General features: G+C 53.8%; 26 protein-coding genes. 16 read left to right on the top strand and 10 right to left on the bottom strand.

Annotated elements, in window-relative coordinates; genetic code table 11:
* Nucleotides 1-55 precede the first annotated feature (55 nt).
* Both E0765_RS04400 and pckA read left to right on the top strand, forming a co-directional pair.
* Complete coding sequence (locus E0765_RS04400; RefSeq protein WP_132812013.1) at nucleotides 56-454, top strand: hypothetical protein; 399 nt, start codon at nucleotides 56-58, stop codon at nucleotides 452-454.
* 124 nt (nucleotides 455-578) lie between these two features.
* Complete coding sequence (pckA, locus tag E0765_RS04405) at nucleotides 579-2,165, top strand: phosphoenolpyruvate carboxykinase (ATP) (protein ID WP_132812014.1); 1,587 nt, start codon at nucleotides 579-581, stop codon at nucleotides 2,163-2,165.
* A gap of 287 nt (nucleotides 2,166-2,452) precedes the next feature.
* Here the strand turns inward: pckA and glnA are convergent, their stop codons facing one another.
* Nucleotides 2,453-3,883: a type I glutamate--ammonia ligase gene (gene glnA / locus E0765_RS04410; RefSeq protein ID WP_132812015.1), complete on the bottom strand. Its 1,431-nt coding sequence runs from the start codon at nucleotides 3,881-3,883 to the stop codon at nucleotides 2,453-2,455.
* Nucleotides 3,884-3,954: 71 nt separating this feature from the next.
* Nucleotides 3,955-4,734, bottom strand: a complete 780-nt coding sequence (locus E0765_RS04415; RefSeq protein ID WP_132812016.1) for a histidinol-phosphatase — start codon at nucleotides 4,732-4,734, stop codon at nucleotides 3,955-3,957.
* A 68-nt stretch (nucleotides 4,735-4,802) separates the two neighbouring features.
* Here E0765_RS04415 and E0765_RS04420 point away from each other — a divergent pair, with 68 nt between their 5' ends.
* The 5 genes from E0765_RS04420 to E0765_RS04440 all read left to right on the top strand — a co-directional run bounded on the left by E0765_RS04420 (nucleotide 4,803) and on the right by E0765_RS04440 (nucleotide 9,012).
* Nucleotides 4,803-5,501 carry a chemotaxis protein gene (locus tag E0765_RS04420; RefSeq protein ID WP_132812017.1) on the top strand — a complete coding sequence of 233 codons (699 nt, stop codon included), beginning with the start codon at nucleotides 4,803-4,805 and terminating at the stop codon, nucleotides 5,499-5,501.
* 121 nt (nucleotides 5,502-5,622) lie between these two features.
* The gene (locus tag E0765_RS04425; RefSeq protein WP_132812018.1) at nucleotides 5,623-6,915 is read left to right on the top strand and encodes a peptidase U32 family protein; all 1,293 of its coding nucleotides are present in this window, start codon (nucleotides 5,623-5,625) and stop codon (nucleotides 6,913-6,915) included.
* Nucleotides 6,916-7,040: 125 nt separating this feature from the next.
* Nucleotides 7,041-7,535 carry a 5-(carboxyamino)imidazole ribonucleotide mutase gene (gene purE / locus E0765_RS04430; protein WP_037949334.1) on the top strand — a complete coding sequence of 165 codons (495 nt, stop codon included), beginning with the start codon at nucleotides 7,041-7,043 and terminating at the stop codon, nucleotides 7,533-7,535.
* Between the two features lie 140 nt (nucleotides 7,536-7,675).
* The gene (locus tag E0765_RS04435; RefSeq protein WP_132812019.1) at nucleotides 7,676-8,158 is read left to right on the top strand and encodes a DUF3972 domain-containing protein; all 483 of its coding nucleotides are present in this window, start codon (nucleotides 7,676-7,678) and stop codon (nucleotides 8,156-8,158) included.
* The gene (locus E0765_RS04440; protein WP_132812020.1) at nucleotides 8,155-9,012 is read left to right on the top strand and encodes a DUF89 domain-containing protein; all 858 of its coding nucleotides are present in this window, start codon (nucleotides 8,155-8,157) and stop codon (nucleotides 9,010-9,012) included. The genes E0765_RS04435 and E0765_RS04440 overlap by 4 nt, the downstream gene beginning before the upstream one ends.
* Nucleotide 9,013: 1 nt before the next feature.
* Here the strand turns inward: E0765_RS04440 and E0765_RS04445 are convergent, their stop codons facing one another.
* Nucleotides 9,014-11,272 carry an ABC transporter substrate-binding protein gene (locus E0765_RS04445; protein ID WP_132812021.1) on the bottom strand — a complete coding sequence of 753 codons (2,259 nt, stop codon included), beginning with the start codon at nucleotides 11,270-11,272 and terminating at the stop codon, nucleotides 9,014-9,016.
* 124 nt (nucleotides 11,273-11,396) lie between these two features.
* On the opposite strand from E0765_RS04445, the gene glyQ reads away from it, so the two are divergent.
* From glyQ to E0765_RS04460, 3 genes are all read left to right on the top strand, one after another.
* Nucleotides 11,397-12,278 (top strand): glycine--tRNA ligase subunit alpha, encoded by an 882-nt coding sequence (glyQ, locus tag E0765_RS04450; RefSeq protein WP_132812022.1) that lies wholly within the window; start codon nucleotides 11,397-11,399, stop codon nucleotides 12,276-12,278.
* Between the two features lie 69 nt (nucleotides 12,279-12,347).
* Entirely contained in the window at nucleotides 12,348-14,588 is a 2,241-nt protein-coding gene (locus E0765_RS04455) for an AAA family ATPase (RefSeq protein ID WP_132812023.1), read from the top strand.
* Nucleotides 14,589-14,653: 65 nt separating this feature from the next.
* Nucleotides 14,654-15,673 (top strand): cytochrome-c peroxidase, encoded by a 1,020-nt coding sequence (locus E0765_RS04460; RefSeq protein WP_132812024.1) that lies wholly within the window; start codon nucleotides 14,654-14,656, stop codon nucleotides 15,671-15,673.
* Nucleotides 15,674-15,705: 32 nt separating this feature from the next.
* On the opposite strand, the gene E0765_RS04465 is transcribed toward E0765_RS04460, so the two are convergent.
* Nucleotides 15,706-16,368: a L,D-transpeptidase gene (locus E0765_RS04465; RefSeq protein WP_132812025.1), complete on the bottom strand. Its 663-nt coding sequence runs from the start codon at nucleotides 16,366-16,368 to the stop codon at nucleotides 15,706-15,708.
* Between the two features lie 70 nt (nucleotides 16,369-16,438).
* On the opposite strand from E0765_RS04465, the gene E0765_RS04470 reads away from it, so the two are divergent.
* The 5 genes from E0765_RS04470 (at nucleotide 16,439) to E0765_RS04490 (ending at nucleotide 21,092) form a co-directional block, all read left to right on the top strand.
* Entirely contained in the window at nucleotides 16,439-17,062 is a 624-nt protein-coding gene (locus tag E0765_RS04470) for an acyl-CoA acyltransferase (protein ID WP_132812026.1), read from the top strand.
* 105 nt (nucleotides 17,063-17,167) lie between these two features.
* Nucleotides 17,168-18,442 (top strand): Na+/H+ antiporter NhaC family protein, encoded by a 1,275-nt coding sequence (locus E0765_RS04475; protein WP_255417852.1) that lies wholly within the window; start codon nucleotides 17,168-17,170, stop codon nucleotides 18,440-18,442.
* Entirely contained in the window at nucleotides 18,439-19,104 is a 666-nt protein-coding gene (locus tag E0765_RS04480) for a response regulator transcription factor (protein ID WP_132812027.1), read from the top strand. Before E0765_RS04475 ends, E0765_RS04480 begins: the two co-directional genes overlap by 4 nt.
* Nucleotides 19,067-20,266 carry a HAMP domain-containing sensor histidine kinase gene (locus E0765_RS04485; protein ID WP_132812028.1) on the top strand — a complete coding sequence of 400 codons (1,200 nt, stop codon included), beginning with the start codon at nucleotides 19,067-19,069 and terminating at the stop codon, nucleotides 20,264-20,266. The genes E0765_RS04480 and E0765_RS04485 overlap by 38 nt, the downstream gene beginning before the upstream one ends.
* 31 nt (nucleotides 20,267-20,297) lie before the next feature.
* The gene (locus E0765_RS04490; RefSeq protein ID WP_132812029.1) at nucleotides 20,298-21,092 is read left to right on the top strand and encodes a hypothetical protein; all 795 of its coding nucleotides are present in this window, start codon (nucleotides 20,298-20,300) and stop codon (nucleotides 21,090-21,092) included.
* Between the two features lie 25 nt (nucleotides 21,093-21,117).
* Here E0765_RS04490 and E0765_RS04495 read toward each other — a convergent pair whose 3' ends face one another.
* The 6 genes from E0765_RS04495 to E0765_RS04520 all read right to left on the bottom strand — a co-directional run bounded on the left by E0765_RS04495 (nucleotide 21,118) and on the right by E0765_RS04520 (nucleotide 23,104).
* Complete coding sequence (locus E0765_RS04495; protein WP_132812030.1) at nucleotides 21,118-21,411, bottom strand: c-type cytochrome; 294 nt, start codon at nucleotides 21,409-21,411, stop codon at nucleotides 21,118-21,120.
* A gap of 76 nt (nucleotides 21,412-21,487) precedes the next feature.
* Nucleotides 21,488-21,817: a hypothetical protein gene (locus E0765_RS04500; RefSeq protein ID WP_132812031.1), complete on the bottom strand. Its 330-nt coding sequence runs from the start codon at nucleotides 21,815-21,817 to the stop codon at nucleotides 21,488-21,490.
* Nucleotides 21,818-21,911: 94 nt separating this feature from the next.
* Nucleotides 21,912-22,133, bottom strand: coding sequence for a hypothetical protein (locus E0765_RS04505; protein ID WP_132812032.1), 222 nt, complete (start codon nucleotides 22,131-22,133; stop codon nucleotides 21,912-21,914).
* 3 nt (nucleotides 22,134-22,136) lie between these two features.
* Entirely contained in the window at nucleotides 22,137-22,409 is a 273-nt protein-coding gene (locus E0765_RS04510) for a hypothetical protein (protein ID WP_132812033.1), read from the bottom strand.
* 189 nt (nucleotides 22,410-22,598) lie between these two features.
* Nucleotides 22,599-22,853, bottom strand: coding sequence for a Txe/YoeB family addiction module toxin (locus E0765_RS04515; RefSeq protein ID WP_132812034.1), 255 nt, complete (start codon nucleotides 22,851-22,853; stop codon nucleotides 22,599-22,601).
* Nucleotides 22,850-23,104: a type II toxin-antitoxin system Phd/YefM family antitoxin gene (locus E0765_RS04520; protein ID WP_132812035.1), complete on the bottom strand. Its 255-nt coding sequence runs from the start codon at nucleotides 23,102-23,104 to the stop codon at nucleotides 22,850-22,852. Before E0765_RS04520 ends, E0765_RS04515 begins: the two co-directional genes overlap by 4 nt.
* Nucleotides 23,105-23,296: 192 nt before the next feature.
* Between E0765_RS04520 and E0765_RS04525 the strand changes: the two genes are divergently transcribed.
* Nucleotides 23,297-23,737: a hypothetical protein gene (locus E0765_RS04525; protein ID WP_132812036.1), complete on the top strand. Its 441-nt coding sequence runs from the start codon at nucleotides 23,297-23,299 to the stop codon at nucleotides 23,735-23,737.
* The last annotated feature ends 213 nt before the right edge of the window (nucleotides 23,738-23,950 follow it).

The raw sequence follows: 23,950 nt of genomic DNA on the forward strand, positions 1-23,950 counted from the left end.
AGTAAGGGTTCAACGAGAGTGTGGCATAATAACCGAAACGACGCAGGAGAAAATCATGAAAATAGCCGTTCCCGTAGTGGATGAAACACTCAAAATGGCCGGCAATGCGGGACATACCCCCTACTTTGCGGTCTTCAATCTCAGCGGGGGGATGTTCAAAAGCTTTACCCTCGAAGGGCTCAGAGCCAACCCGAAAGTCGCGGGGGAAGAGGATCACCACCACGACCACGACGCACCCCACACATGCGATCACGACGATGACGACGTCGAACACATCCGCGCCCACGACACGATGGCCGAAGCGATCGAAGACTGCGACTATCTCGTTGTCAAAATGGCGTGCAAAAACACCGCCAAAAGCATGAGCAACGTCGGCGTGAAACTCCAAAAATACAACGGGAGCGAAGCCCTCGCCCCGAAAATCCTCACCGAATTGGCCCCTCAGTTCAAATAATCCGCCGCTTTAATTCTCGTTTATAAATTGGAGGCGTATAATTCGCCCCGTAAACGGAGCGGCTCGCTTCAAATTTTCGCTGACCGTACAGTACGGCGGCGAACCCAAAAGGCAAAACAACACCATGATTTCCGCAGAGATTGAGACGTTAGGCATAAAAAACACCGGGAAAATTTTCCACAACCTCAGTTACGATGAATTGATCGAACACGAACTCGCGAACGGTGAATGTCACCTCGCCAGTAACGGCGCTACGATGGTCGATACCGGTATCTTTACCGGCCGAAGCCCCAAAGACAAATATTTTGTCGACCGCGACCCCTCGAACAAATACATTGCGTGGGGCGACGTCAACAAAAAAGTCGACAAAGCCGTTTTCGACGAACTGCTGGTAGTGGCCCGCGAACAACTCTCCAACAAAGATCTCTACGTCACCGACGTTTTCTGCGGCTCGAGCCTTTCGAGCAAACGCTCCGTCCGATTTGTCTCCGAAATCGCATGGCAGTCCCATTTTGTCAAAAACATGTTTATCCGCCCTACGGAAAAAGAGCTCGAAGGTTTCTCTCCCGACTTCACCGTTCTCAATGCGTGTAAAGCGGTCAACGAGAAATGGAAGAACCACGGACTCAATTCCGAAGTATTCGTCCTCTTCAGCGTCGAAGACAATCTCTGCATCATCGGCGGAACCTGGTACGGCGGTGAGATGAAAAAAGGGATTTTCTCGATGATGAACTACTGGCTTCCCCTCGAAGGAAAGCTCCCGATGCACTGTTCGGCCAACGTAGGGCCCGAGGGAGACACCTGCTTGTTCTTCGGCCTCAGCGGCACCGGTAAAACCACCCTCTCGACCGACCCGAAACGGGCGTTGATCGGGGACGACGAGCACGGATGGGACGAAGAGGGGATCTTCAACTTCGAAGGGGGATGTTACGCCAAAGTCATCAACCTCGATCCCGCCAGCGAGCCTGAAATCTATCAGGCAATCCGCCGTAACGCGCTCCTCGAAAACGTCGTATTCGACGAAGACGGAAACGTCCACTACCACGACGGTTCAAAAACGGAAAACACCCGTGTTTCGTATCCGATCGAGCACATCGAAAACCATCAGCCTTCCCTCAAAGCGCCTCATCCCAAAAACATCATTTTCCTCTCCGCCGACGCATTCGGCGTACTGCCCCCGGTCAGCAAATTGACCAAAGAGCAGGCTATGTACTACTTCCTCAGCGGCTATACGGCCAAAGTTGCCGGAACCGAACGGGGCATCACCGAGCCGGTCGCAACGTTCAGCTCGTGCTTCGGGGAAGCGTTCCTTCCTCTGCATCCGACCGTCTATGCGAAACTGCTCGGTGAGAAGATCGACCGCTACGGCGTCAATGTCTACCTCGTCAACACCGGATGGACCGGAGGCGGTTACGGCGTCGGAAAACGGATGAGCATCAAAGACACCCGCGCGTGCATCAACGCCATCCTCGACGGATCGATCCGCGAAAGCGAATTCGACAAGACCAACACGTTCGGTTTTTACATCCCCAAAACCCTGGGAGACATCGATCCGGTGATCCTCAACCCGCGCAACGCGTGGGCGGATAAAGACGCTTACCTCGTACAGCGCGACAAACTTGCTGCCATGTTCATCGAAAACTTCAAAAAATATATCGGAAATGCCGACAGCAATTTCGACTACTCCGCAGCCGGCCCGCAGCTTCCCTAATCTTTTTTCTTTTTAACGTCTTTTCTGCTTTTCTCTTCTGCGAGAAAAGCAGAAAAAAGAGCATACCGTGCTCCAAGAACGCTCGTTCCTCTCGATACTACGCCTTTGAAACGCTCCTAAGTATCGGATCACAGGTATTTTGGTGTCTATTTTTGCGTTCTGCAAAAATCATTTCATGAAAACGCATTGCCCTCGCAACACACCCTGAACCTGTAATAATTAAAGAAGATAAGAAAAAATGGATCGCGGGAAAAGCGGCAGGGCGGAGAAAAAGCCCTGCCGGGAGATTAGCAAGAGTAGGTAGTTTTGAACTCGAACGCCGTAGGACGGGCTTCATAAGGCCACACTTGCGTTTCGAATTTGTAGTGCTGATACGTATCGATAAACAAATCGGTCATAACAGGCTTGAGGAACTCGTTGTCGCGAATCAGCGCTTCGAGTGAACCGCGAAGCGTGTGCGGCATTTGAGGGATCCCTTTTTCGCGGATTTCGTCGAGGCTGAGTTCGAAAAGGTCTTCATCCATCGGTCCTACCGGTACCATTTTGTTTTTGATACCGTCAAGTCCTGCGAGAAGCATCGCGGTGAACGCAAGGTACGGACACGCCGTTGAATCCGGGAAGCGCATTTCGACGCGAACCGCTTTTTCACCCGCACCGTAAGGGACGCGGCAAGAAGCCGAACGGTTCTGGCTCGAATAGGTGAGGATCGAAGGAGCTTCGAATCCGGGGATCAGACGTTTGTACGAGTTGGTTGAAGGGTTTGTAAACGCCGCAACCGCACGCGCGTGGTGGAAGATACCGCCGATGTAGTGGAGCGCCGTTTCGCTCAGGTTGCCGTATCCGCCTTCTCCGTAGAAAAGGTTTTTGCCGTTTTTCCAGATCGACTGGTGAACGTGCATACCGTTACCGTTGTCTCCGTAGAGCGGTTTTGGCATGAACGTAACGGTTTTGCCGTTAAGGTGAGCAACCATTTTGATGACGTATTTGAGTTTCTGGACGTTGTCCGCCGCTTCGACGAGCGTACCGAAAACGATACCGATCTCGCCCTGTCCCTGTGCAACTTCGTGGTGTCCGAGAACGACTTCAAGTCCGACCTGCTCAAGCACAAGCATCATCTCGGCGCGGAGGTCTACCATCGTATCGATCGGAGCGACCGGGAAGTATCCCCCTTTGGTGCGTGGGCGGTGGCCTGTGTTGTAACCGTCTTTGAACGATTTACCGTCGTTCCATACACCTTCTTCAGTGTCGACTTCGTAGTACGAGCAGTTCGCTTCGTCACGAATTTTGACGTCGTCGAAGACGAAGAATTCATTTTCAGGACCGAAATACGCGACATCGCCGACACCGGCGTTGGCAAGGTGCTCAAGAGCTTTTTTCGCGATAGAACGTGGGCATTTTTCGTACATCTGGCCTTTGTAGATATCGTAAACGTCACAGAAAACGATAATGGTCGGATCGGCCGTAAACGGATCCATGAACGCCGTCGGCGCATCCGGTTTAAGAATCATATCCGAACGGTTGATCGGCTGCCACGCTTCGATAGACGAACCGTCGAAAGGGAGGCCGTTTTCAAACATACCCGCGTTAACCGCGCTCATGCGGTACGTTACGTGGTGCCATGTCCCTTTCATATCGGTGAAGCGGAAATCGACGAACTGAACGTCGTTTTCTTTACAAAAACTGAAAAACTCGTCTACGCTGTTTACGAATTTACCCATGTATTTCTCCTGAATATTTTTACTTACGGCAGTATAGCAAAAATACCCCGGTTTGAGAGGGAAGAAACTGATTAAAAATTAATCAATTCTCGATCACGCCCCCGGTATAGTGCGCATTTTGTGTACCCGAATCTTCGGGCGACCGCTGCCGCCTCGTCGCTGTAAAGACCTACCTGGTCGGGACGGTGGGCATCCGAACCGAACGTGATCGGAATATCGAGTTCGGCGATTTCGGCCAGCAGCGAAGGAGAAGGATACGATTCGTTGATCGGCTTCCGCCATCCCGCGACGTTGATTTCGACCGCCATGTCGGCTTTTTTGATCGCTTTGAGCGCCTCTTTGGCCAACAGCCGTATGTCGGTTTGGGGAAGAAACTTGAAGACCTTGAGCAAATCAAGATGTCCGACAATGTCGAAACGGCCGCTCTTTGCCATCGCTTCGATCAGGCCGAAATAGCGGCGATAGACCGTATCCAGGTCCATCCCTTCGTAACGGCCGATGAATTCGGGGTTGTCAAAGCCCCAGTCGTCGATAAAATGGACGCTGCCGATCAGGTAATCGCACGGGCGTTCCAGTACCCGATCGTCCATATACCCCGGCAAATAATCGACTTCGTATCCCGCCAAAACGGTAATGCGCCCGCCGTATCGCTCCTGCGCTTCGCGTATCCACGCTTCGTAGCGGTCCATCTCCTCGAAACGCATCCGGTACTCGGGATCGTAATGCATCGGCGCATGGTCGGAAAAACCGAAATATTCGGTTCCGCACGCAATCGCCGTCTCGACGTATTCGTTCACGCTTCCCGTTGCATGATTGCACAAAACCGTATGGTTGTGAAGATCGACTTTCATTACCGTTCATCCGAAAAATTAAAGATTTATCATGCTATTATAGTGCAATTTTTTGTGAGGTTACCGTTATGACGCAAGAAGAACTGGACGCATTAATGAACGGCGATATGGATTTGGACGAAACGTTCGAAGAGAGCGAAACGTCCCAACCCGATGCCGCAGAGAGCGAAGAAGCGCCCTCCGACGAACCCGATCCGCACAGCTACCGCGTATCCGCCCTTCACAGCTGGCCGCCTCCACCGCCGACGGACGACAACAAAATGGTCCATCAGCTCGACGACGTGACCAAAGAGAGCGAGCAGAAAGCGACCGAAATCTTCGATTTGATCGAAGGGATCAGCAACGATCTCGCCGACGGCGAAAAACAGATCAAGAAAGTGGGCGGCGTATTACAGGGTAACATCGACCTTTTCGAAACCCTCAGCCAGAAATTCCCCCACGTCGACGCGTTCAAAACGCAGCTGGAGAAAAACCGTGAAGCGCAAAGCGAAGCCGACGCGATCCTCGATATGCTCCAAAACGGCGGGGACACGATCATGAACGTGATGGACATCATGCAATACCAGGATATCCACCGCCAGAAAATCGAACGGGTCATCAACGTCATGCGCGCCCTTTCCACCTACATGAATCACCTTTTCGCCGGTAAAATCGACGATTCCAAACGGGTTACTTCCGCCGTTCACCTCCCCGGCGACACAACGACCGACGACGTCGTCAGCAGCGACGATATCGAAGCCCTGCTCGCCTCTTTCGGGAAAAAATAGGCCTCTCATTCCGCGGGTTCCCCGCATCGGCCTGCAAATCTGCATCTAACCCCAAATTTTCATTCTCCTTGTAACTTTTTTTCGATAAAATTCGCCCACATTTTTAACAGACGGAAAACCCTTGAACAAAGTCGAACTCCTCTCTCCCGCGGGCAATCTCGAAAAGCTCAAAATCGCCATTGATTACGGTGCCGATGCCGTGTACGGCGGCGTGAGCCATTTTTCGCTCCGGATCCGTTCGGGGAAAGAGTTCGACATGGAGAGTTTCAAAGAGGGGATCGACTACGCCCATGCGCGGGGCAAAAAAGTCTACGTCACCATTAACGGTTTTCCGTTCAATTCGCAGCTGAAGCTCCTCAAAGAACACATTTCCCAGATGGCGTCACTGGAACCCGATGCGTTCATCGTCGCGACGCCGGGGGTCCTCAAACTCGCCCACCAGATCGCTCCGCACATTCCGCTGCACCTCTCGACGCAGGCAAACGTCATGAACGTGCTGGATGCGCAGGTATATTACGACATGGGCGCGCGGCGCATCATCGCGGCGCGCGAGATTTCGCTCAAAGACCTCCAGCAGATCAAAGCCGAACTCCCCGACCTCGAAATCGAAGTTTTCGTCCACGGATCGATGTGTTTTGCCTACAGCGGGCGCTGCCTCATCTCGACGCTCCAGAGCGGGCGTGTTCCCAACCGTGGAAGCTGCGCTAACGATTGCCGTTTCCCCTACGAAATGTACGCGGCCAATCCCGAAACGGGGACGCTTTTCAAGCTCGTCGAGGACGAAGGGGTCGGAACTTACATCATGAATTCCAAAGACCTCAACCTTGCCAGCCATATCAAGGAGATTCTGGATGCGGGGTGTGTCGATTCACTCAAAATCGAAGGACGCACCAAAGCCCCCTATTACGCCGCGATCACCGCAAAAGTCTATCGTCGTGCGATTGACGATTATTATGCCGGGCAATTCGACGGCGAGACGTACCAGCGCGAACTGAACACGATGCAAAACCGCGGTTTCACCGACGCCTACCTCATCAACCGCCCGTTCGAGAAACACGACACCCAGAATCTCGATTTCACGATGATGATGGGGACCCACCAGGTGAGCGGCCTCGTCGATGAGAGCGGAGAGTTTTTCGAATGCAAATACAAAACCTTCCCCGGCGATGCGATGGAGCTGGTCTTCCCCGAAGGATCACCCGTCGAAGCGGTCGAGAACGACATCGGACGTATCTGGGAGGAGGAAGGGGGATGGAAAATCTCCTTCAAACAACTCCTGGCCGAAAGCGGCAAGGTGTGGGACCAGGTCCACAGCGGCAACCTCAACCGTTTCGTCCTGCCGGCCAAATTGCCGCCGTTTACGTTTTTCCGTATTCCAGCTACCGAAGAAATGGGGGTGATAACCAAATGTTGAGATGCCCGAAGCGAAAGCTTTCCCGGGCCGGATTGATAAGCGATCTCTTCAGGAGACAATCGGTGCGCACGCATGCGCTTTAATTGCCAGAGTTTAAAATTCACATACGAGGAAGAGAACAGACAATGAAATTTGTATCAATCATCATGGGGAGCAAAAGCGATTTCGACGTTATGAAATCGTGCTCGGAAACACTCGAAGCGTTCGGCGTACAGTACGAACTGATCATCTCCTCGGCTCACCGCAGCCCGGAACGTACGAAAGACTATATCGCGAAAGCCGAAGCCAAAGGGGCGCAGGTTTTCATCGCCGCAGCCGGCATGGCGGCACACCTGGCGGGCGTTCTGGCTTCCAAAACGATCAAGCCGGTCATCGGGGTACCGATGAGCGCATCGGCACTGAGCGGTATCGACGCCCTCCTCTCCACGGTTCAGATGCCTGCGGGTATGCCGGTCGCGACCGTCGCCATCGGAAAAGCGGGAGCCATCAACTCGGCCTATCTCGCGATGCAGATCATGGCCCTCGAAAACGAAGAACTTCGCATGAAGCTTCAGGAAGACCGCATCTCCAAAGCGAAAAAAGTGGAGATGGATTCACTCGAAATCGAGACCATTCTATAAATTTTATACGACTGTCCGGCGAAGCCGGATCAGTCTACTCTGACATTATCTTTTTCCCCTTCTCTTAAACCGAATCGGCTTTTCGGTACACTTTTTGCTAAACTATTCAAAAGATTACACCTATTTAAAGGCGGTTAGGCATGCAGGGACATTGGATGAGTATCGACGAATACGCGCGGCTGGCGCAAATGGACCGAAGCGAGGTTGAGACGCTGATCGTTCGCGGAAAGCTCACCACCTTCGTCGAAGACGGAAAGGTACTCATCGACGCGACACAGGGGATGGCGGGAATCGTCCCCTCAACCCTGCATGAGCTCAGCGCGTCCGAAGCCGACGTTACGATGGGGGCCAATTTCGTCGAAAAGACGATCGGGACCATCATCAACCTCCACGAAAAAGTCCTCGTTGCCAAAGAAGAGACGATCGAATCGATCAAGAACGAAAACGAATTTCTCAAAGAGGCCCTCGCGTCACTTCAGGAGCTCTACGAAGAAGACCGCAAAACGATCGAAACCCTCACCGAACAGCTCCGTCTCTCCCAGCAGGAGGTCGAGTTCATGCGCCGCAAATACAAACTGATGTGGGGCAAAGTGATCGACGAGTACGGCACGGAAAAAGCGTGACCATCCAGCCCGAATGTATCGGGTGCATCGCCGCCCAAAGCCGTCGCGTATGCGATGCGATCCATGCCGATGAAACCCTGAGCGGCGAAATCACCCGCTATGTGGACGGGAAACTCGAAGAAGCCGATTTCTCCCTTTCACCTCCCGTTCTGGCCGCACCGCTTTATGAAGCGATGGCGCGTATCGCCGGAAAATACGATCTGTATGACGAACAAAAATGCCAGGCAACCGCGCAGGCGCGTGAATATCTTCCCTACCTTCGCGAAACGATCGAATCGGCTGAAGACCCGCTTACCGCCCTGCTGAAAACGGCGGTCGTCGGCAACGTCATCGATCTGGCGGCGGAAGTGAGTTTTGACCTTCACGACGCGATCAATTCGGTTTTCGACACCCCTTTTGCGCTTGATGATTCTCATGCTTTGCACCAAGCGCTTCAAAACGCGAAAACATTGCTCTACATCGGGGACAATACGGGAGAACACATTTTCGACGCTCTCGTCATCGAAAAGCTCTCGACCCTCTATCCCGGGTGTGCAATCACCTACGCGGTGCGCGGAAATCCCATCATAAACGACGTCACGATGAAAGAGGCCCGCGAGGCTGGGTTCGAGCGCTACTGTTCCCTTTGCGACAGCGGGGTTCCGACTCCGGGATTCGTCTACGAGCTGGCAACGCAAGAGGCCCGAAGCCTCTTCGACACGGCTGATCTGATCCTCGCCAAAGGGATGGGGAATTACGAATGCATGACCCCACAGCGCCGGAAAGGGATCGCCTTTTTACTCAAGGTAAAATGCTCCGTTGTCGCCGCTTCGCTGGGGCAAAACATCGGCGATATCGTCTGCAAATTCGACTGATTCAAAGGGCGCAGACCCGGTTTCTCCCCTCTTCTTTGGCCTGATACAAGGCACTGTCGGCACGCCCGACGACATCCTCCACACGATCGTCATCGCGCGATTCGCTGATCCCGAAACTGCAGGTAAGCGTGTGCACCGTCTCGAAATCGTATTCGTTGATAACACCGCGCAGTTTCTCGGCTACCTGACGCGCCCCCTCTATATCGGTTTCGGGACAGACGATGATGAATTCTTCACCGCCCCAACGTCCGACGGTATCGGTCCCGCGAACGTGGCTGCGCAGGATCTGCGCGATGCTGATGAGCGTCTTGTCCCCGACTAGGTGCCCGAACGTATCGTTGATCCGCTTGAACCAGTCGATGTCGAGGATGACGACCGCATAGGGACGGCGATGACGTTCGTAGTAGGCATGACATTCGGCCAGTTTCTCGTCGGTTTTGATCCGGTTGGGAAGCTGGGTGAGCGGATCGGTCGAAGCCATCTGCAAAAGTTTGCGGTTATAGCGTCCCAGTTCGAACTGCCTCCACATGAACAATGCAATCACCGCCAGTGCCCCAAAGCCGATTCCATACACCCAGCGATAGTCGATGGTGTCTTCGTACGTCACCGCGATGTAGCGGTTGAAAATCTTCTGCCGCTCGGCCGGAGTAATCGAATCGATCCCTTTGTCGATAATCGATTTGAGTTCGGGATAGTCGTTTCGGATCATCATCCGAACGTCGAACATGAACTCGGTCGTTCCCGAAATTTTCAAATCGACGTACGAGTATTCGTTCATCAAAAAGGCGACGACGGGAAGGATGTCGATCACCGCGTCAACACGTCCCGAACTGAGCAGTTTGAGTCCCTCTCGCGTGTCGTCCACCCCGACAATACGGATGGCGGGGTATTTTTTCGCGATCAGGGCAGCGATGCCGTAACCGTTTCCGATCGCGACGTTTTTCCCCTCCAACGCCGAAAGGCCCGGGAGAAAATCGATTTTTTTGTTGGTCACGATTACGTTTGGGAAAGAGGCGTAGGGTTTGGAGAAAAGGGCGTAGGGTTCTTTGTCGGGGGAAATCGACGTCCCCAGCGTCACGTCGGCCGATTTGGTCTTGATCGCATCGAGTACGCCGTTCCATGTCAGTGCAGGGGTAAACTCGGTTTGCATCCCGCTGCGTTTGACGACAAGTGCCCAGAAGTCGGCCGCGATCCCTTCGAGCGCGCCGCTTTGCGAACGGTAGTTGAAGGGGGGCCAGCTGAACGTAGAGGTGTAGCGTATCGTCCGCATCTGCAGCAAGGAACGCTCCTCGATGCTCAAAGGAAGAGCGATCCGCGAGGTATCTTCGTACAAAAATCCTCTCAGCCTCTTTTCGTCCTGCGGTATCCCCATCACTTTGTAAATATCCGAAATACGGCGGAATTTTTCGAGGTTCATGGCCCCCAGCGGCTGATTGCCCCGGTAAGCGAGCTCTTTGAGTATCTGCCCCTCGTAAACGAGGCTTGCGTACGATTTGTTCTGAGTGTTGTATCGGGTTTTGATCAGCCTTGCGGTCTCTTCGATATGGTCGAACGCGTACTGCCATCCCTTCAGGGTCGCGGTGACGAAGGCGCGCACCCGTTCGGGGTGGTGTTTGAGTTCCTTCTCGCTGGTAAAGAGTATATCGCTGTAAAAATCGAACCCGTACTGTTCGGGATTAAGGGCGTTGGTTTCGATCCCCTTTTCTTTGAGGGTGAACGGCTCGTTCGAAATATAGCACGCCATGACGTCGGTTTTTCCGTTGGCGATGTCGATGGGATTATAACTGTGCTCGATAAATTTGAGCTCTTCCATCCGCATTCCCTGCGAATTGACCATCGCGCGAATCGCAATCGTATCCTGAAAATCCTGCGTCATCATGATCCGTTTGCCGATCAGGTCTTTGGGACTTCGGATATTGGCTGATCGCGCGGAGAGCAACACGAAAGGGGAACTTTGAAAAATCGCCGCCAGTGCCACGACCGGTTTGCCCCTCATCCGGTCGACCAGAAGCGAGGAGCGTCCGATCCCGTATTCGGAGCGACCTTCCATCACCTCATCGATCGCAAGTCTTTTGGGATCAAAGGGGCGGATGGAAACGTCCAGCCCCGCTTCGGCGTAAAACCCTTTTTCCTTGGCCACGTAATACCCGGCGAACTGGAACTGGTCCGCCCATTGAAGCTGCACCGAAACTCTCTCGAGTGGCTTTTGGGCATGCAAAAACGCCGCACACACTAAAAAAAGTATCCAAAAACGGATCATTCCGCCTGCCTTGGTATTGGTTAGCCTTATAATAGGGGCAATTTGATTAAGAAAGCCTTTGGGGAGCGAACAAGATGGGGACGGGTTTTGGTATAATGGCACAATTTTTTTATCGGGATTTTCAATGATTACTTTCGGCGATCTGCTTTTGAAACTGCAACAATTCTGGAACGAACAGGGGTGCGCGGTCGTACAGCCCTACGACGTTGCCGCAGGGGCGGGAACGTTTCATCCCGCAACCTTCCTGCGCTCTTTGGATTCCCGGCCATGGTCGGTGGCATACGTCGCGCCCAGCCGTCGTCCCACCGACGGGCGCTACGGCGAAAATCCCAACCGCCTGGGAAGCTACTACCAGTTTCAGGTGCTGATCAAACCGAGCCCCGAAAATATCCAGGAACTTTATCTCAAAAGCCTCGAGTACCTCGGTCTTGACCTTGCACAGCACGATATCCGCTTCGTCGAGGACAACTGGGAATCCCCGACGCTGGGAGCCTGGGGACTGGGCTGGGAAGTATGGCTCAACGGTATGGAAGTGACACAGTTTACCTACTTCCAGCAAGTCGGAGGCGTCGCCTGCGATCCCGTGGCGGTCGAAATCACCTACGGTACGGAACGTCTGGCGATGTACCTGCAGGGGGTCGATACGGTCTTTGACATCGTCTGGAGTGAAAATGCCTTCGGAAAAACCCTTTACCGCGACATCCACAAGGAAGGGGAAATCGAATTCAGCAAATACAATTTCGAAATCGCTGATACCGCAATGCTCTTTGCCGATTTTGAAGCCAAAGCGGCCGAATGCAAACGGTGTCTGGATGCGGGGCTTCCCCTTCCCGCGTACGATCTGTGCATGATGGCCTCGCACACGTTCAACACCCTCGATGCGCGCAAAGCGATCTCGGTGACCGAACGGGCCAATTACATCCTCAAAATCCGCGAACTCGCGCGCGGATGTGCGGAACTCTACAAAGAGCAGGAAGAGGAGCGGATTCAAAGGGTCCGCTCCTGATCTCCCGGCCGGGCATTTCATCCTGCCCGAAAACTCCCCCCACGTTTAAATTTTAGCTACAATCGCCCCATGCAAACCCTGATCGGCCAAATCGACAAAATCATCTACGAGAACAACGGCTTCTTCATCGCGCGGCTGCGCAGCGGGGAGAAGATCAGCGCCCATTATTACGAGAGCGACGTCGCGCACCTTGAGGGGGCGGCGATCACGCTCAAAGGGGCGTGGGAGGAGCACGAGAAGTACGGCCGGAGCTTCCGGGCCGAATCGCTGCTGGTCAACCAGCATGAGCTCTTCTTTTTCCTCAACCGCGTCGTGAAAGGCTTTACGAAAAAGCTGACCGCCGAGCTGATCGAGCGCTACACCACCGAAGGGCTGATCGACATCCTCGACAACGACATCGACCGCCTCATGGAGATCAAGGGGATGAGCGCCAAACGGCTCGCCAAGCTCTCGGCCGGATGGAAACAGTTTCGCTCCATGCGGCTTCTGGGCGAATATCTCGCCCCCTTCGGGGTCACCCCCTCCCTGCTGCGCCTCATCGCCGAAGCGATGCGCGATGTCGGCGATCCGATCGAAGCGATCCGTGCCAACCCCTACGGCCTGATGCGGATCAACGGGATCGGTTTCAAAAAAGCCGACGAAATCGCCGTCCAGATGGGAATAGGAATCCATGATCCCCGCCGTATCCAGGCCGCCATGGAATACACGCTGGGCGAATATTGCGACGCTGAGGGGAACAGCTGCATCGAGCGCGAAACCCTCTACGACAAACTCGACCTGCTGCTCGAACTCGGAGATCACACCCCCTACGACGAAGCGCTTGAAGACCGCATCCGCGAGGGGAGCATCGTCCGTCTCCGCAGCGGCAAGCTCGCCCCGACACGGATTTTCGAGGCCGAACAGTTTCTCCTGGAGCAGTTTTGCAAACGGGGAAAGCCCCTTTTCCCCGAGCTATGCGATGACCTGGCCGCTTTTTTGTCCGAGCGGGGCCTAAATCTGGGCGAACAGCAGTACAAAGCGCTCGAAGCCATCAATTCGGGAACCGGACTCCTCTTTCTCGTAGGATACGCCGGAACCGGGAAAAGCACGACGGCCAAAGCACTGCTCGATCTGCTCAGCCTCCGCCATGATGCCGCGCTGATCATGACCTGCGCGCTGAGCGGCATCGCTTCCCAGCGGATACGGGAGCGGAGCGGTTATCAGAGTTCCACGATCCAAAGCCTGCTGGTACGGTTCGAGTCCCACGACGAAATGCCCTACAAGGTGGTCCTGATCGACGAAGCCTCGATGATCAATTCGACCCTTTTTGCCCGCCTGATCGCCAAAATATCTTCCGATGCGATCGTCATCGTCGTCGGCGACGATGCCCAGCTCCCCCCGATCGGCGCGGGCAATCCTCTCAGCGACGCCATCGCGCTGAACCTGGCTCCGACGGTGACGCTCACCCATATTTACCGTCAGCGCGACGACCAGGCCATCGCCCTCATCGCCAACGATATCCGGCAGGGAAAAATCCCCTCCTATCGCGAAGCCTACGACGACTTCGCCTTTTTCCCCGTCGAACTTCCCAACCGCCATGCCCTCAAAAACAGCCTCGGGGCCGACGCGTTTTCCGAAGCGATCCAGACGCTTGCCCACAACACTCTCGCCCGAATCGCCGAAGTGACGCTCGAGCACCTGGCCGATTCCCGCGAGAAACTACGCGCCAAAGAGATCCGCGACTACCTGAGCGCCTTCCAGGTCCTTTCCCCGATGCGCTCGAACACGCTGGGGGTAGAGAATCTCAACACCGTGCTGCAGGAGTATTTCAACCCCAATCCGAAAAAGAAAATCGCAACCCGAAAAGGGGAGCTGCGCCTGATGGACAAGGTGGTCCACGTCAAAAACGAAAACATCCTCTCCTACACCCCAGACGAGTTCAAAGAGGGGGGTGAACCGAGCGAACGGCGTATTTTCAACGGGATGTGCGGACTGCTGTTCCGGATCGATGACGAGGACGAGCTCGCGTTCGTCTACTACCCAAACGAAGAGCTGATCGTGCAGTACAAGGTCGAAGGGATCGGGGAGCTGCTCAACCTCTCCTACGCCCTGAGCATCCACAAAGTGCAGGGGATGGAGTACGACACCGTCGTCATCGTCATGAGCTTCTCCCATCACATCATGCTCAACGCCAAACTGCTCTACACCGCCGTAACGAGGGCCAAGCGCCGCTGCATCGTCATCGGCGAAAGCGGAGCTTTCGAATCGGCGTCACGCCGCCTGGAGCACACGAAACGTGCGACCGTCATGCAAGAACTAGCTAAAGGATAAAAATTTTCCTTTAGAAAAGATATGCTATACTGATTCCATCAAAATTTTCTTCCAAAGGATTCCGCATGAAAGCACTGATGATTTCAGCCGTTGTCGCGACCGCCCTTGCAGGTGCGTCGCTTGTCGACGAAGCCAAAAACGCCGGCCTCAAGCCGATCCCGGCCAACAAAAAAGCGGTCGAGAAACTCACTTCGAATCCCAAAAACCCTACTACCGCAGCCAAAGCGGAACTGGGGAAAATGCTCTATTTCGATCCCCGCCTCTCCAAAAGCGGCCTCGTGAGCTGTAATACCTGCCACAATCTCGCCCTCGGCGGAAGCGACGGCATGAGCGCCGCGATCGGCCATAAATGGAAAGCCAATCCCCACCACCTGAGTTCGCCGACGGTTTATAACGCCGTGTTCTATGCCCAGCAGTTCTGGGACGGCCGCAGTCCGCACCTCGAAGACCAGGCGCAAGGGCCGATCCAGGCGGGACCGGAGATGGCCGCACCAAAAGCACACGTCGAAGCGGTGGTGAATTCGATCCCGGCGTACGTCGGCGCTTTCCAGAAAGCCTACGGCAAAGACGTCAAGATCACGTTTGAAAAAGTGGCCGATACGATCGCCGTGTTCGAACGGACCCTCGTCACCCCATCACGTTACGACGATTTCCTAAACGGCAAGAAAAACGCCCTCACCAAAGCGGAACAAAAAGGGCTGAAAACCTTTATCGACAAAGGATGCGCGACCTGCCATAACGACATCGCCCTGGGCGGTACGATGCAGGCGTTCGGCGTAGCCGGGCAGTACAAACACGCCAACGTCGGCGATTTCAAAGGGAATGCAAACGGCCTCGTACGGGTTCCGACGCTGCGCAACGTCACCGAGACGGCTCCGTATTTCCACAACGGCCAGATCGCAACCCTCTCCGAAGCGATCAAAGAGATGGGACGGATCCAGCTAGGCGTCGATCTCAGCGACAGCGAAACCGCCGAAATCGAAACCTTCCTCAAAGCGCTCGAAGGGAAAAAACCCTCAATCGCCTATCCGATGCTCCCCGCTTCGACGGCAAAAACGCCCAAAGTCGACGTTCATAACGACTAATTCCCCTCAACTTCCCGCGCAGGCGGGAAGCCTCAATCGCACTCGATCCCCTCGAACTCTTTTTTAAAATTTCCGCATTCGTTTTTAGGAATCTGCACTATCTTCGGTTTCTTCTGGGCATCCAGCCACTCCAGCAATGCGACCAGATCGGCTTCGTTCATCGCCGTACACCCCGAGGTCGGATGGCCGTCGGCGTGATTGAGATGCAAAAAAATGCACGAGCCGCGCCCTTTTTCTCCCGCGGGGTTGTAACCGATCACCGCACCGTGACGGTACACGTCGTCCTCGCGCCGCATCCGTTCGAAACTTTTCGGAGCTTCCCCCTCGAGGCGGATGATCGTGTTGTAACGCCCGTCCTGCGGATCGTCGACGCAGATCAACGTTTCGTCCGCATAGAGGTAGGGAAGCTTGGAACGCCCTGTTTCGCTGTATCCGAAAGCGGAGGTGATTTCAAAGACCCCCAGCGGCGTTCTACCGTCCCCTTCGCGCTTGAGCGGCTCTTTGAGAGAGGCATATCCCATACCGCCGCGCCCCAGCGTCACCGGAACACGCTCTCCTACTTTCTCCCACTCACCGCGTTTCTCGTATCGCTGCATGACGCCGCTCGTCGCATTGATATCGTTCGACACCACCACGACCAGCTGTTCGGAAGAGCAAACGAAGGAGGCGATAAAACTTAGAATACTTTTAAACATTGAAACTTTTCTTAGGATTTTTTAAAGTTAGGTAGTATAGCATATTGAAAAATCCAGGAACGAGGGCATTATGGCACTTACCGTTCGCAAAGCGTCCGAGACGGACATTGAAATGATTGCCCAAGCGCTCCTGGAAAGTTCAAGGGCCGGAAAAAGAGTCGGTCTTTTCGACCTGGTGTTCAATACCTCCGACGAGGAGGCGCTTCTCGGCCACCTAAAGCGCCTCGCCCTCACTTCCACCAAAAGCTATTGCCACTTCTCCAATTTTTTCGTCGCCGTTTCAGGAAACCAGAATGCGGGGGTCATTTGCGGCTACGAACCCCGCATCGCCACCCACGAGATCTTTTCCAAAGCGCTCGAAGAGATCGGCTTCGACGAGAGCTACCATGAACGGATCGCCGCGTACCTGCTGTGCGAGGGGGAGGTGGACAACAAGACCTACGTCCTGGATTTCCTCTACGTCAAACCCGAATTCAAGACGGTTGACGTTTACAAGGAACTGATCGGCAAAAGCATGCTCACCGCGCGCCTGAAAGGGTACCGGAAAGTACAGACCTCCATCGAAATCGGCTCGGCCGAAACCGAGATGATCTACAAAAAACTGGGCTTCGGCGTCATCGACGAAAAACGGAGCGAATACTACAAAGAGCAGTTCGGGCGCGCCGGGATCATGCGGCTGCAGCTCTCCCTCTAAAGGATCCTCATCGAATACGGAATTTTAGGGCTTCTTCCCCCTCTCGTCGCCATCGTCCTCGCACTTTTCAACCGTTCGGTCTTTATCGCCCTCGCCGCCGCCGTCGTGGTCGGAGAGATCATTATTGCCGATTTTCATCCCCTTGAGGCCCTGTTTCTCGCCTCAGAGCGTTTCGGCACCCTGCTTCGCGAGGGGTGGGTCCTCAAAACGCTCGCCTTTGCCGTGATGGTGGGATCGGTCATGTTTCTCATCGAACGCAGCGGCGGGGTGAGCGGCCTCGTTCACGAACTGAGCGTCAAACGCCCCCTCGTCCGGTCCAGACGGGGTGCCCTCATCCCCAGCTTTATCGCGGGCCTTGTGATTTTTATCGAATCCTCCATCACCTCTCTGGTTGCGGGGGCGATCGGGCGGCCGTTTTGCGACCGCTACGGAATCAGCCGCGCCAAACTCGCGTTTGTATGCGATTCGACCTCGGCACCGGTGTGTTCGATCATCACCCTCAACGGCTGGGGGGCGTTGCTGCTGGGACTCATCGGGGGGCAAATCGCCGCAGGCCTCATCGTCGGCGAAAGCGCCGTATGGCTTGTCGAATCGATCGCGTTCAATTTTTACGCCTACGTCGCGCTGGCGGTGACGTTCATTGCCGTCTGGTACGACATCGATCTGGGGCCCATGCGCCATGCCCGTATACACGAACCGTCCCCGCAAACCGCCGATCCCGACGGCGCGATCGGCTTTTTCCTCTGGCCGATCGTCTGGATGATCGCAGGGGTGATCGGGTTCATGTTCCTCACCGGAGAGGGCAATATCGTCAAAGGTTCCGGATCAAGCTCCATTTTTTACACGCTGCTGCTCACCCTTGCGCTCATGTGGGTCTATTACCACTCCAAAGGGGCGATGAAAACCGCCGAATTTTTCCGAACAGCGTTCGAGGGGGCCAAATCGATGGTCCCCATCGCCTCGATTCTGCTGTTCGCGTTTGCGATCGGCGGGGTCTGTTCGGACATGGAGGTGGGGCAATACCTCGCCTCGTTCGTCGGCGACTACCTCCCCTCTCAGTACCTCGCGGCGGCGATCTTTCTCCTCTCGGCGGTCATCGCGTTTGCAACGGGGACGAGCTGGGGGACGTTTAGCATCATGCTTCCCATCGCCGTGCCGCTCGCCGTCGCCCTGGGTGCCCCTCCGGCCCTCGTGATGGGCGCGGTGATCTCGGGAGGAGTATTCGGCGACCACTGTTCCCCCATTTCCGATACCACCATCATCTCGGCCATGGCCTCGGGATGCGACGTGATCGAACATACCAAAACGCAGCTTCCCTACGCCCTCATCTCGGCGCTGATCGCGTTCATCCTCTTCGTCGGTGCGGGAGTTTTGGGATGAGGGCGAAAATTCTCCTTCTCGAAGACGACCCGAACCTTTCCGAAAGCGTGGGCGAATACCTTGAAGAGAACGGTTATGAGGTGGTCTGCGTCTACGACGCGCAAGAGGCCGAAGACGCCATGTTCGAGCAAAAGTTCGATCTGCTCCTCCTGGACGTCAACGTCCCCGGAGGCGACGGTTTTTCACTTCTCAAATCCTCGCGGGCCGACGGAAACGCCACCCCCGCGATCTTCATCACCTCGCGCAACGCGATGAGCGACCTCGAAAGCGGATTCGAAAGCGGCGGCGACGATTACCTGCGCAAACCCTTTGAACTCAAAGAGCTGTTACTGCGGATCAAAACGATCCTCAAGCGCAACTTTTTCCACAACCCTTCCGAAACCCTCGATCTGGGCGGAGGGATCACCTACGACATCGACAGCCAGACCCTACGGGTCGGGGGAAAAGAGCAGAACCTGCAACTCAAAGAGCACAAACTTCTCAAACTCTTTATCCAGCATCCGAACGAACTCCTCTCCCACGAAAGGATTATGGAGCATTTGTGGGATTACGACGAAACCCCCAGCGACGGGAGCCTGCGAACCTACATCAAAACCCTGCGCAAATACCTCGGAAAGGATCGGATTGTCAGCCACAAACGCCTCGGGTATCAGTTTCGCTAAATACCGTACCCTTCGATCCTTTCTGGCCCTCTACGGGGTGATGAGCGTCCTGATCCTGGCGTTGCTCGGAACCCTGTATTACGAATCGATCCGCGCACAGATGCTCTCTTCCCACCGCCTGGCGATGCAATTGCAATCGGAAAACTATGTCCCGCGCCTCAAACGCTGGCTCGAAGCGGGGATCGACCTGAACCGCTTCCCCGAAGACCTCGCCTACCGCACCGCCCTCTACGGCTACGACAAAGAACTGCTCGTCGGCAACCTCCGCCAAAGCCACCGCGATTTCGACGAAAACATCGCCCTGCACGCGGGGTTCGTCCACCTCGTCATCCCCCTCTCTCCCTACGGACTCGGAGAATATTATCTCGTGTTCGAGACCCCCGACGACGGGCTGTGGAAAGAACAGGCGTTCCGCACCATCGCACTTTTCGGCGGAGGGCTGTTTGCCCTCCTCGCCCTGATCGGGTTTAGCCTCTCGCGGATGTTCCTGCGTCCGATGAACGACGCGATCGCCCTATTGGACGACTTTATCAAAGATACGACCCACGAACTCAACACCCCCGTCACCGCCATCCTCACCAACGTCGAGGCGCTCAAAAACGGCGAGCTTCCGCCGGCGGCAGCCAAAAAACTCCACCGGATCGAAATCGCCTCGCGTACCATCTCGACCCTCTACGACGACCTCACCTACCTGGTTCTTAACCACGATCTTGCGGTGCGGAACATTCGGCTCGATCTGGGCACGCTGCTGCACGAACGGATCGATTACTTCCGCGACCGGATCGAACAGAAAAAACTCTCCCTCGCCCTTGAAATCGATCCGGGGGTTGAGCTGCTCATCGATCCGGCCAAAGCGGCCAGGCTGATCGACAATCTCCTCTCCAACGCGATCAAATACACCCGAGCGGGCGGGGCGGTATCGGTCGTCGCGCGCAACGGGCTGCTGTGCGTCGAAGACAACGGCATCGGCATCCCCGAAACGATGCGAGAACGGATATTCGAACGCTACACCCGCGCCGACAAAAGTGTGGGGGGATTCGGAATCGGGCTGCATATCGTCGCAATGATCGCCAAAGAATACGGTTTGACGATAGCCGTTGAATCGGAAGAAAACGTCGGAACAACGATATGCGTAAGGTGGAACAACCCTGCGGTAGGCTAAAATGGCGGCATTCAACGATTCAGGAGCCGCTATGAACCGACTGGCGCCGTTAATGTTCTGCGGATCGATCTGGCTGCAAGGCGCAGAATGGGCGACCGCCTACGGCATCCACGACACCTTTGTGAACGACAAGGGTTCCCATACCACAGGAGCCGACATAGGAGTCATCGGACGCAGCCTGACCCCGGGGGGGATCAGAGTGGAGGGTGATTTCACCCTCTTTTTCGAATACGACCACGACGAACTCGACCCCGATTACCAGCCGATCTGGTATCGTCTCAGAACCGCTGCCGGACAGGATATGTACCGCTTCTCCCCCGACGCGACGCTGGGATGGATCGCAAACTTCGACGGTAAACACAATACGGTCAGCGGCGTCGAGAAACACTACAAACTCTTTGCCGGGACCGAAGCGCGCTACGCCTTCCCCGGGCTGATCCTGGGGTTCCAGGTGCTGGGGGGATACTACATGCTTGAAATCGACGACGACGTCCCGCGCAGCCGGGGGTACCGTGCAGGGGATTTCGTTCATGAGACCCCCGCCTACACTCTCGTCGCCGAAGCCCGAACGGCTCTCACCCCGAAAACGAGTGCGATCGCGCGGATCCAGCAATACCGTGACGACAAAACATGGCTTGAAAACCGCGGAGAGCTGATCGTCCGCTACGATGGGGCCGACTGGATCGACAAAGCGACACTGGGCATGAGCGCCGAATATAGCCGTTACAATCTTGAACCGTATCAAAAAGCGGGGCTGCGGCCTATTTTGCCGTGGAATGACGATGTGGTGATGAGGGTGTACGTGGAGATGCCCTGGGGGAAATAATCCCCCGGGAGAGAGTGCGCGGAATTTACTGCATTTTCGCGATGTGATCGGCGAGCGTTTTCATGTCCGCATCCGAAAGGGCGGCAACCTGCCCTTTCATCAACGCGCCCATCCCTTTGGTATTGCGCGTTCCCGCCTTGTACCCCTTGAGGGCGTCAAGCGTTTTGGCGCTGCTCCATCCGGCGATCACTTCGGATTTTCCAAGAGCCGGTTTTTCGGCTTTGGCACCGTGACAGGCGGCACATTTTTGGTACAAAGCGCCTCCGTCGGCGGCGCTCAACATCGCGGTCAATCCTACAAGTGCAATTAACGTTTTCATTTTCTATCCTTTACCTTTTATCGGTGTTTTTGTTTTTAACGGGGAGCGTCGCTTTGGGTATTGTTCCGCCGGCGTATTAGCCGCACGACGGGACGTTTCCGCTGTCCGAACCGTATTCTTTAGCGAAATCGCCGATATCCTGCAGCTTCTCCTTCATCGCGGGGTTGGCCAGCACCGGCACCGCGGCGGGGAAACGTTCTCCGTACTCCTTGATGAACCCTTTCGCGTCATCCGCAAAGAGTTCTTCCCATTCGGCCACCGTATGTTCGGCGGCAAACTTCGTCCCGTTCATCCCGAATTTCGCTTTAAGCGTTTTGAGATATACCTTCTGACCTGTTTTCGCGTCGGCTTGCGCCATTGAAGCCGCAAGAGCCGCCGCAGCCATTAACATGATAAGTTTTTTCATTGCCGTCTCCTTGTTCGAGGAATCTCTTTGGGAGGTTTTCCTCTTTGGATAGGAGCAGTATAAAAAAGGATCGTGGAGCGATTGTGAAGAAAAATCAGGCGTTGTGCAACCGTTCGATCAGGCGGGCAATCTGCTTTTCTTGTTCGAACAGTGCGAAGTTTTTACGGACATAGGCTTGCAGGAGCACTTTGAGGTCGTTGTTCCCCTCGAAATGAAAATCCTCTTTCATCGCGGCGATCAAAAAGCGGGCAAAATCGTCTTCGACGTCGATGTCGTAGCGTTTGGCGTTGATCGTCAGGGAGACTTTGGTTTTCACGGATCAGCCCAGCATGCTTTCGATTTTGGCGATGATCGCCTCGATCTCGGCATCTTTCTCGGCAAGTTCGGCGTTTTTGGCGGTCAGTTCGGCGTCTTTGGTCCGCAGTTCGGCGGTGAGGCGCTCGATCTCGTCGTCTTTTCCGCTGCCGTGGGCACGGATGGCGACAATCTCCTGACGCAGGGTTTCGAGTTCTTCTTTAGCCGTATTGTAGCGGGAGAGAAGGTCGCTTGCGAGTGTTTCGAGTTTTTCCAGGGGAGTCGGATTAAAAAGCATGATTAGCCTCGGATCGGAATTTTTTCGTTTGATCTACTGGACGCAATTTTAACACACTTTGATAGTCACTTTCGCTTTTGGACAGCCATAGAGTTATAGACTGTATAAAAGTAGTTTTATACAGGTAATTATGTGCTCTTCCATTCGCGCTCTTTATTTTCGCACGGAGACGCATAGAGGTTTACCGAATCAATAATGGTATCGGCATTGTGCGATTAAAATCGAGTCGTCTTGGACGGCATAGACAATCCGATGTTCCCGGTTGATACGCCGTGACCAAAACCCGCTCCAGTTAAATTTCAGCAGTTCGGGATCACCGATCCCCGCAAACGGTTCTCTGCTGATCGCTTTGATCAGTTCATTAATCCGCTTGAGCATTTTTTTATCCGTCTCTTGCCAATAGAGATAATCATTCCATGCCTCTTCGGCAAAAACGATCTTCATTCCTCAATCAACTCTTTTTCGATTCCGCGTCCGCTGCGCAACGATTCGATAGCGCTGTTGAGACGCACAGCATTGGTTGTACTTTGCATCAGATAAGCGGTCTCCTCATAGGAGCGGAAATCTTCTTCAGACATTAACACGGCATTGCCTCCGCTTCGTCGCGTGATGAGTACGGGAATATGGTCATTGACAGCCGTATCGATCGTACGGGCAAACTGTTCACGTGCAGATGTATAAGTAATGGCGGTCATACAATACCTCCTTGTCAAAACATGTACATATAATAGTACATGTTTTTGGAAATGTCAAGATTATATGAACACAAAACTCACTAAAACCAATAAGGTTTCGGCTGTGAAAAAGATTTATTAAAATTAGGAACAATGCGTCTAAACACTTTCATATTCGATATGATTTCTCAGATTTTATAGTTAAGGATATCCATGTTGAAATATTTTTGGGAATTACTAGACAATCAAAAAAAGATATATGCTATTCTTGTTTCTATATCGTTGATTGTAGGTTTCTTAATTGGTATTTTTGCAAGTATTTCAAATTTACCGTTTATACCTGCTCAGTTGAAAGTAGGAATGAAGCTTTATAAAGCATCGGAATCTCTTAGTGATATTCAAATGAGTACTGCTAGCTTAGTAGAGAATATTGTTCCAATGATGACTAATCCAAATGAGAGACTGATTTGTGTATCAAATGATGAAAAATATATTGTGAGTTTAAATAGTGCGGAAGCAATGAATTTTCAACCAAATATCAAAAAACTTGGAGCTAATATTAACCTTGAAAATTGCAGATTACTCTCAGACCTCGAAAAAGAAAATTTTGATATAAGTGAAGGATGGGGACAAAAATTAGCAAAAAGACTATAGTTCTCTTTCAAAAAAATAACCAAAATACTGCTATGGCCTAAATAAGTTATTGACTGTGTTCTTATAGATCAAGTGTATAATTTCTGATAAAGAATACAAACACACGAGATTTAATAAGGGAGTGTTAGAAATTTCGTGTCAGTCCGATAGAATTGTATATTCTAAAGGAAAGACAGATGAACGAGGTGTTCAATTTTAACGAGGCAGTGAAAG

Source organism: Sulfuricurvum sp. IAE1 (genome assembly GCF_004347735.1).
Taxonomy (GTDB): Bacteria; Campylobacterota; Campylobacteria; order Campylobacterales; family Sulfurimonadaceae; genus Sulfuricurvum.